Here is a 17,819-nt window from a genome sequence, read left to right as displayed (position 1 = left end):
ATGGTGTTCATCGGCGAGGCTGCCGACGAGTCATGAAGTGTTCGCGGACGACGTGCGGGCGGTTACAGGCTTTGTGAGCTTTTTGTGAGGGTGAGGGCAGGGCGCGGCGAAGTTGACACAATTGACAGGCTGTCAGGCGGATTTCATGGCTGGTTTCTGAGTTAGGCCGCTGTTTTTAAGCGAGAATTGGCGCGAGAGGCGAAGTTGACACTTCTCCAACTTGAAACAGCGGTGGGATCGACGAATTGAAAGAGCCGATGCGACGATAGCGGGGGCAGGGGAAGTAGGAAAACGGGGACGGCGCGTGCGGATCGTGGTCCGTCGCGTTCAGCCTCGGACGCCCGCTGCGCTAAACCACCGTAAATTGACGGCTGGAACCGTCGGTTCCGGAATGGGGCTTAGCCATCGTAGGCCATCCGAACTTCTGCCAGATTATCACAAGGCCCATACCTTCTCGGCCCAATGCCAGATTATCGATCCGCCGCATCCGCTGGTTCCGGCCACGCTCGGCGCAAAAGGGCGATGAACTTGTCCGTAGTGTAGCCCTGCGGCAGCCAAAAAGCATGCAGCTCGATCCTCGCCACAGCCTGATCGAACGTATAGCCGGGCTCAAGCTTGAGCCCCTCTTGAATTGCTGTGGTGGCTTCATCCATGCACCCCATCATAACAAGGGGATGCGCGCGCAGGATGAGATTGAGGAAATAGTTGGGGTTGCGTATCCTGCTTTCCTCAAAAGCCGCCAATGATGCCTCGAAATTGCTGACCGTACATTCGGCATTGCCTCGGTAGTGGGCCCAGATCGCAAAGCGGGGGTGATGCGGTGCGTCCCGTTCCGCCGACCGGATAAGGTCGATCGATGCAGTATCCTTGTTGAGCGCGCAGCGCTGCCAGCCGAGGAGCGCCCGTGTATGCGGATTGTTGGGGTCTATCTCCGCTGCCCGCTCCAGATAGGGTACGGCATTGTCAGGGCGACCCGACATGGTGGCCCATATCCCCGCCGCCAAAAGAATTTCGGGATGGTTGGGATCGATCGCCTGAGCTTTTTTCAGATGTTGCTGGATTTCCGCGACCGTCGCCGCCGGGTCATCTGTCCATCGGCTTACGAGGTTTTGAGACAGTTGCCCGATCAACCCGGCAAGGGCCATCACATTGTCGTGTTTGATTGCGAGCGCGGCCCTCAGATGCGCCACGATCCGCTCGGCTGCCGCCCGGTTGTAAGTCCAGCGCTCGGCCTCGGCCGCTTGAATATGTTCATAGACCGAAAGATTGAAGTCAGGCCGATCAAGAACCGTTTTGAACGCCGAAGCGCTCAGCTCGCTGTTGATCGTTGTCGCGATCGAGCGGATGATGTCATCCTGAAGCTCGAAGAAGGCATCGAGCCTTGTGTCGTATTTGTTTGACCAGATGATATCGCCACTCACCGCATCGGTCAGCTGGATGCGCAGGCGAATGTCGCGGTCGCTGCGCTGGAACGCCCCGCTGACCACATAGCGCGCACCCAGTTCGCCCGCGATGTTCACCACCGAAAGCTCGCTTTCCCGATACTGGATCGCGGAGCTGTGCGGGGCGACCTTTTGTTCGGGGACACGCGACAGCAGGTTGGTCAGGTCAAGGCACAGCCCCTCGGCCAGAAAGGCACTGTCAGGATCGCCGCCGATATTGGCGAAGGGCAGTATCGCCAACTTGTTGTCGAGTGTCGGCGTCGGTCTGGCGCCTGAAGGTGCAATATCATCGACGGGCGCGATCAGGCGGTAACCGCGCTTGGATATTGTCTCGATATGCTGGTGATCGCCGCGCCGGTCGCCCAGCGCCTTGCGCAACAGCGAGATCGCGCGCGACAACCTCTCATCCCCGCCGAAATCGACGCCCCACACCCGGTCGATCAGATTGTCCCGGCTGACGACTTCGCCGTGACTCTCGATCAGCGCGTCGAGCACTTCGAGAACCTTCGGCTCCATCGAATAGCGCCCGGCATCGCCTTCGATAATGAGGCTGCTGAAGTTCACCCGGGCATTGCCGACGCGTCTCTGCTGCAAAGTGGAAGTCCTTTGGCGGTGATTGAGCGCGATCCGGATTGTTGTTTTCTTACCTATACACTTATTTCCGTTACGGAAAACGGGGCATCAGAAAAACCTAAGAACTTCCCAAGGTGCCCCACAGGACTTCGATCCGCGTCTCTGCGCACAACAGTGATCGCAGCACGACCCGCTGTTGGTTCACATCGGAGTTCTCACCATGAATATGTTTCTGAAATCTGCCGCCATCGCCGCCGGAACCCTGGCTGTTCTCGCCGCGCCCGTTTCCGCTCAGGACACCGCGCAGGAAGTGTCGGTTGCCTTCACTTACGATGCGAATGCGTCGACCGAGCAAAACTATCGCGAACTGCGCGGTGAAGTGCGCCGCGCGTGCCGGTCTGGAAACGCGGTTGTCTCATCGGTCTTCGGTCGCAAGGCACGCAGCGAATGTCGTGAATCGCTGCTGACCAAGGCTGTCGCCGCCACAGGGCGTCCGGCGCTGATCGCAATGCATGGCAAGCCCGTTTCGCAGTCGCGTGCCGCCATCGCTGCGCGCTGATCCGGCCCGTCCAGACGCACAAATTTTCGCGATAATCCATCCAGACAGGGGAATAAGACAATGACACACTTCCAATCACGCCCACTTGCCATCGCAATCGCCATAGCTGCCGCTGGCGCAGGCCTCTCTACAGCCCATGCACAGCCGGCGGCGGAGACCTTCATCTTCCAATCGCAGGCGACCGCGCAGACCGTAGTCGGCAGCGATGGAACCGGGCCGAACCCTTATGTGGGAACGTTCGTGACCGGGACTATCGAGACCGCCTTTGCCGACGGATCGAAGAAGTCTGCCAATTACACCTGCGTCAGCATGACTCAGCCGCCGCATGGCAAGCTGTTCGACATGCACATGCTTTGCGATGCGACCGACAGCGATGGCACCTATTCGGCGACCATGGGGTGCACCATCCTCGATGCGGCGCGAGAAGATTTCAGCTGTGTCGGCGGGCTGTACGGCAAGAGCGGGAGCTATGTCGGGCGGCGCGGAACCTTCACCAATCGCACCGTCGGCGGTGCCGGCACCGGCACGGGGCAGTGGTACAATTGACGGACATTCAAATGGGGCGGCTGCGTGTGAGCCGCCCCATTTTTCTATTCAGATCGCCGCTGTTCACAGAACCCCTTTGCCAAAGGACATCCCATGCTGTTCATGAGCCACTACGTCACGCATGCCGATTACCGTCACAGCAATCTACTGGCCTTTGCCAAGATGCCTGCGGGTGATGAAGCGGGCGATGGCGGGGACCAGCTCAACCTGATCGGCCGCTGGCATGGTCTGGATGGCCGCACCGGCGTTGCGATCTTCGAATGCGATGATCCCGCCACGGTCGCCCGGTGGGCCATGGCCTGGGCGACGACGATGGACATAACGCTGACGCCAGTGGTCGGCGATAGCGAAATCAAGGCAATCGGAGCCACGCTCCAGAGCTGAGGCTGAGCGTGGAGGCAACGCGCTGGGGCGAGGCGCTCACCCCTCCTTCTTGCGTTTCGCCTTCTTCCGCTCATGCGGGCACAGCAGGGCCTTGCGCAGGCGGATGCTCTGCGGGGTTACTTCGACCATTTCATCGTCGTCGATATAGGCGATCGACTGCTCTAGGCTCATCCGGCGGGGCGGGGTCAGGCGGATCGCGTCGTCCTTGCCAGTGGAACGCACGTTGGAAAGCTGTTTGGCCTTCATCGGGTTCACTTCGAGATCGTCTGGCTTGGCGTTCTCGCCGATTATCATGCCTTCATAGACCTTCATGGTCGGACCAACGAACATTTCGCCGCGTTCTTCGAGCATGTTGAGCGCATAAGCGTTGGACTCGCCATCGCCGTTGGAGATCAACACGCCGTTGTTCCGGCCGCCGACGGCGCCTTTGTACGGGCCGTATTTCTCGAACAGGCGGTTCATGATCCCGGTGCCGCGCGTGTCGGACAGGAATTCGCCGTGATAGCCGATCAGCCCGCGTGAAGGAGCGGAGAAGGTGATGCGGGTCTTGCCCTGGCCCGATGGGCGCATTTCGTTGAGGTCGGCTTTGCGCTTCTGCATCTTCTCGACGACGGTGCCGGAGTGCTCATCGTCCACGTCGATGACGACGGTTTCATACGGCTCCATGCGCTGGCCGTCTTCTTCGCGGAACAGCACTTTCGGGCGGCTGATGCCGAGTTCAAACCCTTCGCGGCGCATTGTCTCGATCAGAACGCCGAGTTGCAATTCGCCGCGACCTGCGACTTCAAAGCTGTCCTTGTCGACGCTTTCGGTAATCCGGATCGCCACGTTGGTTTCCGCTTCGCGCAGCAAGCGGTCGCGGATCATGCGACTGGTGACTTTGCTGCCTTCGCGTCCGGCGAGCGGGGAATCGTTGACTGAAAAGCGCATTGCGAGCGTGGGCGGGTCAATCGGCTGCGCGGCAATTGGTTCGGTGACAGACGGGTCGCAGATCGTGTTGGCAACGGTCGCCTTTTCCAGACCCGCCAGCGCGATGATGTCACCCGCCTGTGCGGTTTCAACCGGGACACGCTCCAGCCCGTCAAAGCTCATCAGCTTGGTCGCGCGGCCGACTTCGACCACTTTGCCGTCCATATCGATCGCGTGGATCGGATCGTTGACGTTGATCGTGCCCGACTGGACGCGTCCGGTCAGAACGCGGCCCATGAAATTGTCGCGGTCGAGCAGTGTGGCGAGGAAGCTGAACTTGCCGGACGTGTCGAGGCCGGGGGCAGGGACGTGGCTTGTGATCAGCTTGAATAGCGGCTCCAGCGTGCCTTCGCGCGCGGTTTCGTCGTCGCTGGCATAGCCGTCGCGGCCCGAAGCCCAGAGTGAAGGGAAATCGAGCTGTTCGTCGGTCGCATCGAGCGAGGCGAACAGATCGAACACTTCGTCGAGCACTTCCTGCGGGCGGCCATCGGGACGATCGATCTTGTTGACGACGACAATCGGCTTGAGGCCGAGCGCCAGCGCCTTGCCGGTCACGAACTTGGTCTGCGGCATCGCGCCTTCGGCGCTGTCGACCAGCAGGATGACACCGTCGACCATGCTGAGGATACGTTCCACCTCGGCGCCGAAGTCGGCGTGACCTGGGGTGTCGACGATGTTGATACGGGTGGTTTCGCCTTCGTGTTCCCATTCGACGCTGGTGCATTTGGCAAGGATCGTGATCCCGCGCTCTTTCTCCAGATCGCCGCTGTCCATGGCGCGCTCTTCGATCCGCTGGTTCTCTCGGAAGGTGCCCGATTGGCGGAACAGCTGGTCAACCAGCGTGGTCTTGCCGTGGTCAACGTGGGCAATAATCGCGACATTGCGCAAAGAGGAGGACATGACGGAACTTTCGCTTGGCCAGCCGCATTCGGGCCGGAATAGGGTAAATAGATGCGAGTGAGCGCATAGAAGAGTTGCGTGAAACGGCAAGTCGGTGGGGCGATTTCTCGACCGAGCGAACTTGCTGCATTGCAGCATTGGCGCGCGGTTAGCGCAGAGCTTTCGCTACGGCAAGCGTTGTTGCTGCTATGCCGCGTTGCAGCAAAGTGACTCATGGGTGTTACGGACATGCAACACAGGGCGATTCCCCCCGGCTTTCTGCGGGTTTGCAACTTGTCGCATAGAGGGCGCTAGCCTATTACTATCGCTAATCGGCCGGGGTAGAACGTATCTGGGGATACGGCCTGTTCCAGGATGCTTCGGATCGAGGGATTGAGGAGAGGAGCTTCCATGCTTTCTAATAAAGCCGGCTTTGCCGGGTCGTACCGATTCACCCTGCTTGCAGGTGCAACGGCCATTGCCTTTACTGCGCCAAGTGTCGCTTTCGCCCAGGATGGAGATCCTGAGGTTGAGGCGCCCGAAAGCAGCAACGTCATTATCGTCACCGCGTCGAAGCGCGAAACAACGCTGCAGGAAACGCCGATTTCGGTCTCTGTGACCAGCGGTGAAACGCTTCAGAACGCACAAATCCGCGACGTGCTCGACTTGCAGACGGTCACCCCGTCGCTGCGCGTCAGCCAGCTGCAAACCTCGTCTGCATCAACCTTCATCATTCGCGGCTTCGGTAACGGCGATAACAACTTCGGGATCGAGCCTTCGGTTGGCGTCTTCATTGACGGCGTGTTCCGTTCGCGCTCTGCTGCGGCACTGGGCGATTTGCCCAACGTGCAGCGCATCGAAGTCCTGAACGGCCCGCAATCAACTCTGTTTGGTAAGAACGCATCTGCCGGTGTTATCTCGGTCGTCACGCGTGAGCCGCAGTTTGAATTCGGCGGCAGCGTCGAAGCTGTTTACGGCAACTTCAACACGGTCGTCCTGAAGGGTGACATCACCGGGCCTATCTCTGAGAACATCGCGTTCTCGATCGACGGCAATTATCAGCGCCGTGACGGCTATTCCACCATCGTTAATCTCGATGAAGAGCAGAATAACCGCAATCGTTGGTCGGCTCGCGGCCAATTGCTCATCGAGCCAAGTCCGGACTTCAAAATCCGCGCAATTGCCGACTATTCGCGCATTGATGAAGTGTGCTGCCAGGTCGGCACGCTTGTCCAGGGTCCGACTGTACCAGGTATCCTTGCTGTCGGCGGCCAGATCGGTGCGCCAAACGAGTTCTTCGACTACGATGCGTTCCTGAACTTTGTCCCGACCAACGAAGTCGACAATTACGGCGGTTCGATCCAGGCCGATTGGAACCTTGGTCCAATCAGCATCACATCGATTACCGCGTATCGCGAGCTGAAGAACTTCTTCCTGTCGGATATCGATTACACAAGCGCGAGCATCGCGACGGAAACGCGCGATCAGGAAGTAAAGACTTTTACGCAGGAATTCCGCATTGCTTCGGACTTTGATGGCCCGATCAACTTCCTGCTTGGCGGCTACTACTTCGATGAGTCCATCCGGCAGGACAGCGCGATCCAGAACGGTACGCAGATCCGGGATTTCTTCGAAATTCTCGCTGGTGCCGATCCTGTCGCGGTGCTTACTGGTCAGCCGACCCTGTTCAACGGACTTGAGCAAAGCTTTGGCTTCCCGCAGGAAAGCATTTTCAACACGCCGCTGCTGACGCAGGAAGTGTTCGAGATGGAGAACACCTCCTACTCAATCTTCGGTACGGTCGATTTCGAAGCGTTCGATGGCTTCGTAGTCACTGCCGGGTTTAACTACACCGACGATTCGAAGGACTTCGCACTCAGCCAGACGTCGTTCGATCCGCTGGCGCAAGTCAACTTTGTCGATGCCTTCATCACCGGCGCAACCGCGGCTGATCCGAACCTGCCACTCGTGACAACTCGCGACCAGTTCCAGGCTTTGCCAGCAGCTGTGCAGGCTGGATTGCTCGCAGCAGCAACCAATCCAGCAGTGAACCAGCTCCTGCCGCTTGGAGGCTTCCAGTTCCAGCCGCCATTCCTCACCATTCCGAACTCTGTCGAAGATGGCCGGACGAATGACGATGAGCTGACTTACCTGTTGCGTGCTGCATGGGAGGTCACACCTGATGTGAATGTCTATGCAAGCTATGCGACCGGCTTCAAGGCAAGCTCTGTAAACCTGTCGCGTGACAGTCGTCCATCGAGTGCAGACTTCGTTGCTGGACCAGGCGGGTCGACTTTCGCGGCTCCATCGTCGCCTATCCTGGACGCCGGTTTGGCCCTTCCGAACCTGAGTTCAGGCTCGCGTTTTGCCGGACCTGAAGAGGCCGAAGTCTATGAAATCGGTCTGAAGGCACAGTTCGATGGCGTCGGTTTCAACATCGCGGTGTTCGACCAGACGATCGATGGTTTCCAGAGCCTCGCTTTCACCGGCACCGGCTTTGCCCTGCAAAATGCCGGTAGTCAGTCGGTCACAGGCTTTGAGTTCGATTCGACGATCAACCCGACGGACGGCCTCGTCCTGACGTTTGCGTTGACTTATCTCGATCCATTGTTCGACGATTTCCCCGGCAGTGTTCTGGGCGATCTGTCGGGTGTTCGCCCGGCTGGAATCCCGGAAATCGCGATTGCGACCAGCGCCACCTACACGCATGAATGGGACAGCGGCACGCGCCTCATCACCCGCGTGGACTACAATCATGAAAGCAACACGCCGATCAATAACGGTCTGCCAACTTTCAATGCGGCGCTTGGCAACACCCAGATTTTCGACCGCGAAGTCAATCTGGTGAATGCGTCGATGACACTGGCGCTCAACAACGGGTTCGAAGTCGGTGCATTTGCGCGTAACCTGCTTGATGATCAGTTCATCACGACCGTCTTTGATGGCGTTGCACAGGCCGGTACGGTTTCGGGTTATCCGAACCAGCCGCGCACTTATGGCGGCGTTGTTCGCTTCAAGTTCTGATCCTCAAACGATCAACAGCCTAACAAAGGGGCCTCGCCATCATGGCGGGGCCCTTTTCGTTTGCCCGCTGTTGGTGGTTGATGGGGGACAAATTGTGCTCTGACGGCACGGTTCGGCGCTTTGCGATTGCCCTTTGCGCGTCGATGTGCAGGTTTGACCCGTTTGCGGGGCAAAGGGACTGGCTCTAGCGCCGCGCAGGGGATCAAACGGGGGCAATCATGAGCTTTGATATCGGCCGGGTCTTTTCGAACACCTTCGCCATGGTGAAGGAACGCTGGGGACCCATGCTGGGTCTGTGGGCGACTTTCTTTGGCGCACTACTCCTTTACGCGATGGTTTTTGGCGGTGTGCTTGGCGGCTCCGCCGTGGCGATGGGGGCAGCATTCAGCGGTTCGCTCGACAATCCTGCCGCATTGGGCGGCATGGGCATTGGCTTTATCCTGATGATGGTCGTGTTTTACATCGGCTATATCGCCATCGCGCTCGGCCAGCAGGGGGCCATGATCGCCATGGCATCGCCAATCCAGAATGTGACCTTCGGTGAAGCCTTCACGCTAGGGCTCAAGGGCGGCCTCAGCTTTCTGGGTGTCATCGTACTGCTGATGATTGCCTATGTCGTCGTGCTGCTTCTCGGGGCGGGCCTCGCGGCAATTTTGGGCGAAGCGGGCGCGGTTATTCTCGCGATCCTGATCCTGCCGGTCGCGATCTATCTCGCCTGCCGGATGTCGGTGCTGGTGCCGGTGATTGTGGTCGACCGCGTGTTCAACCCAATCAAGGCGATAACCCAGACTTGGGCGACCACCCGGGGCAACGTCTTGGGGATTTTCCTGATCTATGTCGGGTTTACGGTACTCGCGTTGATCGCCATCGGGATCCCATTCGCTCTGCTAGGGGGTATGATGGGAGCAGGGGGCGAGCCCGGCGTGCTGACGATGGTGTTCGGTTTCCTGATCATGATCGCGATTTTCATCGGGTTCACTCTGGTGAGCTCGTCGATGATCGCATCGTTGCATGCCGAGATCAGCGACACCCATGTCGAAGACCTCAGCGAGACCTTCGAATAAGGCTTAGAGTTCGCGCAGCGCCTGGGCTGGCTTTGCTCTTAGTAACGGGAGCGAGCCGCCCAGCGCGAATGCGAGCACCATAGCGAGGCCCAGGCCGAGCACGGCAAGAACTTCGCCCCAGTCGGGCAGCCAGTCGAATTCGAACAGCTGCGTGATGATCACCCAGCCGAGCGCTGAGCCGAGGCCGAGTGCGACCAGAGCGAGAGCCAGCGCGATCAGTCCATATTCGGCAAGCTGCATCATCAGGATCTGACGCCGGCTTGCGCCAAGCACGCGCAGCACGACGGTGTCGTACATCCGGGCAGCACGAGCGGCGGCGATCGCACCCATAAGGACGGCGAGGCCCGCCAGAACTGCCACGGCCGCAGCAGCAAGCGTAGCGAGGCCCACTTGCTCAAGAATTGTGCGCGCCTGCTTGAGCACGTCGCCTACCTCGATGACCGAGCTGGAGGGGAATTCCTGCACCAGCGCACGCAGCAACTCGCCGCGGGCTTCGGTGTCGGGATTGTCGGGCAGTTCGACCATGGCGGAAAGGTTATGCGGCGTATCCTCAAGCGCCCCGCGCGAGAAGACGAGCGTGAAGTTGAAGCCCATGCTCTCCCAATCGATCACACGGATATTGGCGATCCGCGCGGTTCGTTCGACGCCGAGAATGCCGATTGTCAGATAGTCGCCGACCTCGAGGCCCACGGCATCGGCGAACTCGGAATCGATTGAAACGAGAGACTCGGCCCCGCTTTCTTCATCCCACCATTCGCCATCGGTCAGGCTGTTTCCGATTGGGAGCTCGTCGGCGTAGGTGAGCCCGCGTTCACCGCGCAGCGCCCACGCGCCGTCGGGAAGCTCTTCCAAGTCTGCGACGCGGATCATGTCGCCTTCTGGGCCGTAAGCGAGCACGGCGCCGCGCAGGGTCGGTACGGCGCGCACATTAGCCTCTGGGAAGCGTTGTTCGATCAGGCCGGTAAAGGTGTCTTCGCCATCGCGGGGCACGTCGAGCACGAAATAGTCGGGTGCTTCTGCCGGGACGCGGCTTTGGATGTTGCCGTCGAGCGCGCTCTGGATCGCGGCGAGCAGCACGAAAGCGGCAAGGCCGAAACCAAGCGCGGTGACCAGCGAGCCAGTCGGCGCGCCGGGCCGGTGGATGTTGGACAGAGCGGAACGTAGCAACGGGTTCGAAGGGCGCGGGATGCGGCGGGCAATGAACTGGATCAGCAGCCCAAGCCCAGCAAGCGCGATCAGCGCAGCCCCGGCACCGATCAGGAAACCGCCTGACAGAAGCGGCTGCGCCGTGGTGAGCAGCGCCAACGCACAAATCGCCACGATCCCTGCAGCGGTCCAAGCCAGCGCTCGCTTGTCGCGAGCGAGAGGAACGATCCGTGAGCGCATCAGCGCCATCGCCGGGAAGGAACGCGCGCGCAGCAATGGCGCGGCGGCGAACGCGAACGCCACAAGCAGGCCGTAGGCACCCGCAAGCATCAACGGGGCAGGCTCGATCACGAAACCGCTCTCGACCGGCAGCAGACCCTCCAGAGCGGCCCCCAGAACGGGCGTGATAAGGATACCGACAGCAAGACCCGCTGCGCTGCCGATCAAGGCCGCAACGGCGATCTGCAGGGCATAGATGCGCACAATATCGCGCGACGAAGCGCCGAGGACCTTGAGCGTAGCGATGCCATTGCGGCGTGCATCGAGATAGGACGAGACTCCGCCCGCGATCCCGATCCCGGCGATCACCAAAGCGGCGAGTCCGACCAACGTAAGAAAATCGCTCATCTGCCGCACAAACCGGTCGGCACCGGGTGAGGCACGGTCACGGTCGCGGAAGTCGAATCCGGCATTGGGGAAGGCATCGGTTAGTGCCTCTTCGACCACTTCGGGGTCTTGCGAGGTCTGGTCAAACGCGACGCGGTACTTGCTCTGATAGAGCGAACCCGGCTGGATCAGTCCGGCGCGCATCGGCACATCTTCGGCGACGAGCACGGTCGGACCGAGCTGGAAACCTTCGGACAGTCGGTCGGGCTCGTTGCCGATGATCCCGGCGGCAGTCAGCGTGACCGTGCCGACAGTGAAAGTATCGCCGACTTCGATATCGAGCCGGTCAATCGCGCCTTGGGCAAGCCATGCGTCGGAGCCCGTTGGCGCGGCTGCTTCAGTCCCGTCGGCCAGCGTCAGAGTGCCATAGAGCGGCCATTTCTCGTCGATGGCCTTGAGTTCAACCGGCGCGGCGGCGTTGTCTGTGCTAGCCATCGCTTGAAGGCGCGTACCGCCGGAAATTTCGCCATATTCGGCAAGCGCAGCCTTTTCGTCCTCGTTGAGGTCGCGCTGCCACACTTCGACTTCGAGATCGCCGCCGAGCAGTTCCTGCCCGCTGGACGCTATCTCGCGTTCAATGGCGGAGGTCAGGGTGCCAATGGCCGCCAATGCCCCTGTGCCAAGGAATATGCACACCAGCAGCAACCGCAGCCCGCGAAAACGGGCGTTGAGGTCACGCCGCGCGATTTTCCACGCCGCGCCCCAGGAAAGGCCGCCCATGCTTGGTGCGTCTGCGCTCACTCGGCTGCCTCTGTGGCTGGTGTCGCTGTCTTGGTGTCCGAGACGATCACGCCATCCGCCATCGTCAGCACGCGCTCGCACTGTTCGGCAAGACCGGGATCGTGGGTGATGATCAGCAGGGTCGCGCCGGTCTCAGCGCGGCGGGCGAACAGGAGCTCCACGATTTCCTCGCCAGTGTGAACATCGAGGTTGCCGGTCGGCTCGTCGGCAAAGATCAGGGCAGGGCGCGGCGCTGTGGCGCGGGCGATGGCAACGCGTTGCTGTTCGCCGCCCGAAAGCTGGGTGGGATAGTGGCCGGTGCGATGGCCAAGCCCGACGGCTTCCAGCTCGGCAATCGAACGCGGAGTGGCGTCGTCCGCTCCGGCAAGCTCCATCGGTGTCGCGACATTCTCGGCGGCGGTCATGGTCGGCAGCAGGTGGAAGGCCTGCAGCACGATCCCGATCCGTCCGCGCCGTGCGGCCGCCAGGCCATCCTCGTTGAGATTGGTGAAATCCTGCCCGGCGACGGTAAGCGTGCCGCCCGTGGCGCGCTCCAGCCCCGATAGCACAGCCATCAGCGAGCTTTTGCCCGAACCGGATGGGCCGAGCAGCGCGACGACCTCACCCTGTTCGATGTCGAGGTCGATCCCACGCAGGATGTCGACAGGTGCATCGGCGCTACCAAGGGTTAGCGTCAGATTGCGGGCGGATATGGCAGGAGAATGATTTGTCACTGGCACCAGATGGGATAGAGGTGGGTTGCAATCAAGATACCCACCGAAAGGCTGATAGATGCAGGATCGCGTTTGGTCGAATTGGCGAGCACTCATAGGCGGCGTGGCCGTGATGGCGCTCGCTGCTTGTAGCGAGAATGCCGGGGACACCGCTACGGTTCCCACAAGCGAAGCTTCACAAACAGCAAGCGAAGGCGATTTGCCGGCAATCCCGGTAATGGGGCCGGAGCGGCATATTCTTGCGTTTGGGGACAGTTTGTTCGCCGGATACGGTCTTAGCCAAGAGCAAAGCTACCCGGCAAAGCTCGAAGCGGCCCTGCGCGCGCAAGGCATCAACGCAGTGATGACCAATGCCGGTATCTCAGGCAACACCAGCGCGGCTGGGCGCGAACGGCTGGTCTTCACGCTCGACGCGCAGGAGGAAAAGCCCGATCTGTTCATCCTGGAGCTGGGCGGCAACGACCTGCTGCGCGGGCTGTCTCCGGCGGAAACGCGCGCCAATTTCGAAGCCATGCTCAATGAGCTGAAAGCCCGCGAAATCCCCGTGCTGCTCATGGGGATGCGCGCGCCGCCGAATTATGGCGGCGAGTATCAGGCGCAGTTCGATGCGATGTACGGGGAATTGGCGGAGGAATACGGCACGGCCCTTATCCCGTTCTGGCTTAACGATATCTATCAGGATCCAAGCCTGTTCCAGAATGACCGCATCCATCCGACAGCCGAAGGGATCGAGGCCTTGGTCGCCTCCACGCTCGATCAGGTGAAGGAAGCGCTGCCTGAAGAGGAAAAGGCTTAAAGCCTTTTCAGTTCGCCGCCCGCAACACGCCACACCGCCGCTTCGTCTTCGATTTCTGCGAATGGTGCGAGTTCAGTCCCGGTCATCCAGACCTGTGCCTTGCCCTGACGCAGGCGCTTGAACAGTTCAGCGCGGCGTACCGGGTCGAGATGCGCGGCGACTTCATCGAGCAAAAGCACGCTGGGGCGGCCTGACGATGCCAGAACCCCGTGCGCGAGCGTGATCGCGATCAACATCGCCTTTTGCTCTCCGGTCGAACAGCTCGCCGCCGCCTGCCCCGATGAGGCCATGACGACCTCCAGCTCGTCGCGGTGCGGTCCGGTTAGAGCGCGACCTGCTGCCCGGTCGCGCGGGCGTTCACGGGCCAAACTGGCGAGCAGGTCGGCGACATGGGTCGGCCCGCCGGGGCGATAGGTCAGGATCGGACGGGCAAATGGCTCCGGCGGCAAGGCGGACAGCTCGTCTGCCAGCATTGTGATCAGCCGCGCACGGTTCTGCGACACGACCGCTCCATGCTGGGCCACTTGCGCTTCGATCGCATCGAGCCAGCGTGCGTCGCCGCCGGTCTCCAGCAGCTTGTTGCGCTCCCGCAGCGCATTTTCGAGGGCAGAGACGTTCTTCGCGTGCCCAGGCTCAATCGCCAGCGTCATTCGGTCGACAAAGCGGCGCCTCGCGCCTGCGCTGTCGGTGAAAAGCCCATCCATCGCAGGGGTGAGCCACGAAACGGCGTGCCATTCGGAAAGCGAGCTGGCGCTGGCTTCGGCGCTGTTGATGCGCACAAGGCGGCGGGTAGGGCGCTCTGCCTCTGTATACGTGCCAAGCCGGGCCGAAGTCTGGCCTTGTTCGATAAGGCTGGCTCCGATCGCGAAAGCACCGGGTTGCTCGCTGCCCGGCAAGGAGCGCGCAAGATCGGCAAGGTTCGCTCGCCGCAGTCCGCGTCCCGGACTGAGCAAGGATAAAGCTTCGAGGACATTGGTTTTCCCCGCGCCATTCTCCCCCACCAACAGGTTGAAATGCGCGGTTTCCGCCAGCTCGCTCGCAGCATGATTGCGGAAGTTTTGGAGGGTGATTTTTGCCAGCGCCATGGTTTCGGGCGGGTTAGCACGCAGCGCTCGCAAGGCCATCAAATTCATCAATCCCAATAGGTGGGAAAATTTACCAACCTTTCGGATTGATGAACGAAAGTCGATTTTACACTTTGTTACAAAACCGCAGAATTCCGCCGTTTTTCGAGTTTGGCACACCTCCTGCAGAGTGTTGGGTAACCGAAGGGATCAGCCCCAAGGAAACGAACAACACTTAACGGAGACCACATTATGTACGCCACCGACTTCTCGAACCGCTTCGCCGCCGCCGCCTTCTCGGTGATCTTTTCGGCAGCAGCATTCGCTTACGCAATCATCCCCGCCAGCCCCTCGCTGATGGCCTGATCTACCCCAACTACTTCAATCAAAGGAACCCCCGAAAATGCCTGGCTCTGACACTGGAATTCGCCTCTTCTCCGCTGGCTTCTCGATCGTCGTATCGGCAGCATTCTTTGCCTACGCCATCATCCCAGCAAGCCCCGGCTTGACCGCATAAGCGCTCAGATTGCGCTTCAAACTACACACGAAAGGACTTAGACAAATGAATGCTTCGATTGACCTTGGCTCCCGCATGCTGGCTGCAGCATCGGCTTTGGTCGTGACCGCAATTGCCATGGCCACCGCGATTGTCCCGGCCAGCCCAACCACCTCGCTTCTTATTGGAGGCCTCGCATGAGCAACGTAACTCGCAAACCAAACGGCACCCCGCCGAGCAATAGCTTCCGTCTCGACAAGACCAACGCCAAGCTGGCCGGTGTCTGCGGTGGTATCGCAAACTATAGCAATATCGATCCGATGCTCGTTCGTGTGGGCTTTGTTGTTGGCGCATTTGTCAGCCTCGGCACTGCCGCACTAATCTACCTCGCCATCGCACTGATCGCCGACTGAAGACGTGGCACCTCAAAGCTGAACCCGGTTTTCGGGCCAGCCACGCCTTACAGATCAGGAAAACCGGGAGGGGCCATTTGGCCCCTCTCTTGATTCCGGAGCAAGTGAAACGCGCGGGTCGGGCCCGTAACGGTACGCAAGCGCGACCGCGCGCCGACCGCAAAGCCGCCCCCTCGGAGGCAATCGCGAAGCGATTTGCCGCGAGAGACTACATCGCGCTTATTCCGCCATCGAGTTTGATCTCGGCTCCGGTCATGAAGCGGCTTTCATCACTCGCCAGATAAACCACCGCATTGGCGATATCATTGGGCTCGCCCACGAATTTGAGCGGGATTTGCCTAGCCAGCTTGTCGAGCAAAACCTGTTTGTCGAGCGAATGCGCTTTCGCCGTTCCGTCCAGGATCGGCGTATCGACAAAGGTCGGGTGAACCGAATTGCAGCGGATCTGCATGTTCATCTTCGCACAGTGCAGCGCGATCGACTTAGACAACATCCAAACGCTCGCTTTGGAAGCGTTGTAGGCCGGCATCGTGTCGCTCGCGATCAGTCCAGCAATCGAGCTGATATTCACGATCGATCCCGGCGCGTGCTCGCGCATCAGCGGCAGGGCCTTTTGACAGCCGTGAAAGATGGAATCGACATTGATCGAAAAGCAGCGCTGCCAGTCTTCAAATTTGCAGGTTTCGATATTGCCTGCGACGCCGATCCCGGCATTGTTCACCAGCACGTTGAGGCCGCCCATCTGCTCACGCGCTGCATCGACAGCAGCTTCCCATTGAGTGGGGTCGGTGACGTCATGCGCGATGCTGAAAGCCGTGCCAGCGCCCATTTCGGCGTTGACGATTTCGGCAGTCTCGGCTGCGCCTTCGCCATTGATGTCGGTCGCCAGCACCCGTGCGCCCTCTTGCGCTAGCCGGATGCAATGCGCGCGGCCTAGCCCTTGGGCGCCCCCGGTTACCAATGCGAGTTTGCCTTCGCAGCGTTTTGCCATGTTCAATTCTCTCCCAAATATTCCGGTGTCAGCAGCATCGCGATCCGCACATCGACGCCGTGCCCGGCTTTGCGCCATTCGGCGACAAAGCGAGACAGGTCGGTGAGCGCGACGCGATGTACGTTGATGTTTTCGCCCGAGACGCCGCCGCCTTCGCTAACTTTGGTAAGGTCACGGGCACGCAGCAGTGTGAAGCACTCCGAGACCATGCCGGGTGAGGAGTAGAACTCGCCGAGCACTTCAAGCTCGCCTGCGCTGTAACCGGTTTCTTCCTCTAGCTCGCGCGCGGCGGCTTCGATTGCGGGTTCGTCTGCGCTTTCGGCATGATCGCCGACCAAACCGGCAGGGATCTCTAGAGTGAAGCAGCCGAGCGGGACGCGGTACTGGCTGACGAGGACAACGTGTTTGGTGCCGTCGTCATCGGTATCGATCGCAATGATCGCAGCTGCGCGAATGCCGCGCGAGCGCCCGACATATTCCCAGCGCCCTCGGCGCTTGGCGGTTATGAAGCGGCCTTCCCACATAACCTCTTCAGGCTTGTCGGCATCGGCATCTTTGATGAACTGCGTCAAGGAGAACTCCGCTCGTGCTGAGCCTGTCGAAGTACGGCTGGTCAAACGCCCGCCCTTCGACAGGCTCAGGACGAGCGGGTCAAGAGAATTTCAAGAGACTGCCGGTCAAACCTCGATCAACCTGTCGGGAAGCTCGTTTTCATCATCTTCGTCGCGCGGGAAGTGTTCTGACAAGACGTAGCCGACATCGAGCACACCCTTGGCCATGCCTTCGGCAATGTGCCCTTGTTTGATTTCACCCAGCATGTCCGCCATCGCTTCGCCCCAGACTTCTGCGGAGACTTTCTCGGCGATGGAGTCGTCGGCGACGATTTCCGCGCGGTGTTCGCGCATGGAAAGGTAGATCAGCACGCCGGTCTTGCCGCGCGTGCGGCGTTCCGCACCTACCTTGAAGTGTTTCACGGCCTGATCATGGACGCGCGACATTTTGACTGGGCCAGGGATGAGGCCGAACTTCACCGGCTGCCACAATTGCGCGCACCAGGTCGCGACAAAGGCGATCAGGCCAAGCGCGATGGTCATGCTTGCGAGCTCGCCAGTCGTCCAGACATGGCCCCAGCCGCCTGTCATCCCGTCCCAGAAATCGAGGAAGATCTGCGGAAAGGCCGCGAAGGCGCTCATCATCGTAAAGCTGACCGCTGCCGCCCACAGCAGCGCCACATCGGTGTAGCCATCGCTGCGATCGGCAAGGACGGTCAGGATCTCGCCCGACGTTGTCAGTTCGGCTTCACCGACCGCATCGGACACGATCTTGTGCTGTTCGCTCGTCAGATAACTCATT

Annotated in this window: 18 protein-coding genes; 10 read left to right on the top strand and 8 right to left on the bottom strand. The window is 60.3% G+C overall.

The annotated features are described in order from the left end of the window. Positions 1–470 precede the first annotated feature (470 nt). Positions 471–2,036 carry a winged helix-turn-helix domain-containing protein gene (locus tag Q0837_RS09215; RefSeq protein WP_298467934.1) on the bottom strand — a complete coding sequence of 522 codons (1,566 nt, stop codon included), beginning with the start codon at positions 2,034–2,036 and terminating at the stop codon, positions 471–473. A 199-nt stretch (positions 2,037–2,235) separates the two neighbouring features. Between Q0837_RS09215 and Q0837_RS09210 the strand changes: the two genes are divergently transcribed. The 3 genes from Q0837_RS09210 to Q0837_RS09200 all read left to right on the top strand — a co-directional run bounded on the left by Q0837_RS09210 (position 2,236) and on the right by Q0837_RS09200 (position 3,504). Then, positions 2,236–2,574 (top strand): hypothetical protein, encoded by a 339-nt coding sequence (locus Q0837_RS09210; protein ID WP_298467931.1) that lies wholly within the window; start codon positions 2,236–2,238, stop codon positions 2,572–2,574. 60 nt (positions 2,575–2,634) lie between these two features. Further along, a complete protein-coding gene (locus Q0837_RS09205; protein WP_298467928.1) occupies positions 2,635–3,120 on the top strand; it encodes a hypothetical protein in 486 nt (161 codons plus the stop codon). 93 nt (positions 3,121–3,213) lie between these two features. Further along, positions 3,214–3,504: a DUF3303 family protein gene (locus tag Q0837_RS09200; protein WP_298467925.1), complete on the top strand. Its 291-nt coding sequence runs from the start codon at positions 3,214–3,216 to the stop codon at positions 3,502–3,504. Between the two features lie 36 nt (positions 3,505–3,540). Here Q0837_RS09200 and typA read toward each other — a convergent pair whose 3' ends face one another. Further along, positions 3,541–5,373 (bottom strand): translational GTPase TypA, encoded by a 1,833-nt coding sequence (typA, locus tag Q0837_RS09195; RefSeq protein ID WP_298467922.1) that lies wholly within the window; start codon positions 5,371–5,373, stop codon positions 3,541–3,543. Between the two features lie 390 nt (positions 5,374–5,763). On the opposite strand from typA, the gene Q0837_RS09190 reads away from it, so the two are divergent. Continuing rightward, positions 5,764–8,376: a TonB-dependent receptor gene (locus Q0837_RS09190; RefSeq protein ID WP_298467919.1), complete on the top strand. Its 2,613-nt coding sequence runs from the start codon at positions 5,764–5,766 to the stop codon at positions 8,374–8,376. A 218-nt stretch (positions 8,377–8,594) separates the two neighbouring features. After that, on the top strand, positions 8,595–9,440 hold the full coding sequence (locus tag Q0837_RS09185) for a hypothetical protein (RefSeq protein ID WP_298467916.1): 846 nt from the start codon (positions 8,595–8,597) through the stop codon (positions 9,438–9,440). Positions 9,441–9,443: 3 nt separating this feature from the next. On the opposite strand, the gene Q0837_RS09180 is transcribed toward Q0837_RS09185, so the two are convergent. Both Q0837_RS09180 and Q0837_RS09175 read right to left on the bottom strand, forming a co-directional pair. Further along, positions 9,444–11,972, bottom strand: coding sequence for an FtsX-like permease family protein (locus tag Q0837_RS09180; protein ID WP_298469869.1), 2,529 nt, complete (start codon positions 11,970–11,972; stop codon positions 9,444–9,446). A 17-nt stretch (positions 11,973–11,989) separates the two neighbouring features. Further along, the gene (locus Q0837_RS09175; protein WP_298467913.1) at positions 11,990–12,706 is read right to left on the bottom strand and encodes an ABC transporter ATP-binding protein; all 717 of its coding nucleotides are present in this window, start codon (positions 12,704–12,706) and stop codon (positions 11,990–11,992) included. 58 nt (positions 12,707–12,764) lie between these two features. Here Q0837_RS09175 and Q0837_RS09170 point away from each other — a divergent pair, with 58 nt between their 5' ends. Beyond that, positions 12,765–13,502, top strand: a complete 738-nt coding sequence (locus tag Q0837_RS09170; RefSeq protein WP_298467909.1) for an arylesterase — start codon at positions 12,765–12,767, stop codon at positions 13,500–13,502. Here the strand turns inward: Q0837_RS09170 and recF are convergent. Next, complete coding sequence (gene recF, locus Q0837_RS09165) at positions 13,499–14,587, bottom strand: DNA replication/repair protein RecF (RefSeq protein ID WP_298467907.1); 1,089 nt, start codon at positions 14,585–14,587, stop codon at positions 13,499–13,501. The genes Q0837_RS09170 and recF overlap by 4 nt on opposite strands. 231 nt (positions 14,588–14,818) lie before the next feature. Here recF and Q0837_RS09160 point away from each other — a divergent pair, with 231 nt between their 5' ends. From Q0837_RS09160 to Q0837_RS09145, 4 genes are read left to right on the top strand one after another with little or no spacing between them, the layout of a single operon-like run. Beyond that, positions 14,819–14,932, top strand: a complete 114-nt coding sequence (locus Q0837_RS09160; RefSeq protein WP_298467904.1) for an enoyl-CoA hydratase — start codon at positions 14,819–14,821, stop codon at positions 14,930–14,932. Positions 14,933–14,969: 37 nt separating this feature from the next. Beyond that, entirely contained in the window at positions 14,970–15,083 is a 114-nt protein-coding gene (locus Q0837_RS09155; RefSeq protein ID WP_298467900.1) for an enoyl-CoA hydratase, read from the top strand. Between the two features lie 45 nt (positions 15,084–15,128). After that, on the top strand, positions 15,129–15,263 hold the full coding sequence (locus Q0837_RS09150; protein WP_298467897.1) for a hypothetical protein: 135 nt from the start codon (positions 15,129–15,131) through the stop codon (positions 15,261–15,263). Further along, positions 15,260–15,475, top strand: a complete 216-nt coding sequence (locus tag Q0837_RS09145; protein WP_298467894.1) for a PspC domain-containing protein — start codon at positions 15,260–15,262, stop codon at positions 15,473–15,475. The genes Q0837_RS09150 and Q0837_RS09145 overlap by 4 nt, the downstream gene beginning before the upstream one ends. A 208-nt stretch (positions 15,476–15,683) precedes the next feature. Here the strand turns inward: Q0837_RS09145 and Q0837_RS09140 are convergent, their stop codons facing one another. The 3 genes from Q0837_RS09140 to Q0837_RS09130 form a co-directional block, all read right to left on the bottom strand. Further along, on the bottom strand, positions 15,684–16,466 hold the full coding sequence (locus tag Q0837_RS09140) for an SDR family oxidoreductase (protein WP_298467891.1): 783 nt from the start codon (positions 16,464–16,466) through the stop codon (positions 15,684–15,686). 2 nt (positions 16,467–16,468) lie between these two features. Beyond that, on the bottom strand, positions 16,469–16,990 hold the full coding sequence (locus Q0837_RS09135) for an NUDIX hydrolase (protein ID WP_298469867.1): 522 nt from the start codon (positions 16,988–16,990) through the stop codon (positions 16,469–16,471). A 153-nt stretch (positions 16,991–17,143) separates the two neighbouring features. Continuing rightward, positions 17,144–17,818 (bottom strand): hypothetical protein, encoded by a 675-nt coding sequence (locus Q0837_RS09130; RefSeq protein WP_298467888.1) that lies wholly within the window; start codon positions 17,816–17,818, stop codon positions 17,144–17,146. Between the last annotated feature and the right edge of the window lies 1 nt (position 17,819).

The sequence above is a fragment of the uncultured Erythrobacter sp. genome (assembly GCF_947499705.1).
Classification (GTDB): domain Bacteria; phylum Pseudomonadota; class Alphaproteobacteria; order Sphingomonadales; family Sphingomonadaceae; genus Erythrobacter.
The sequence above is the reverse complement of the archived record's forward strand: the minus strand, read 5'-3'. Positions and strand labels throughout refer to the sequence as shown.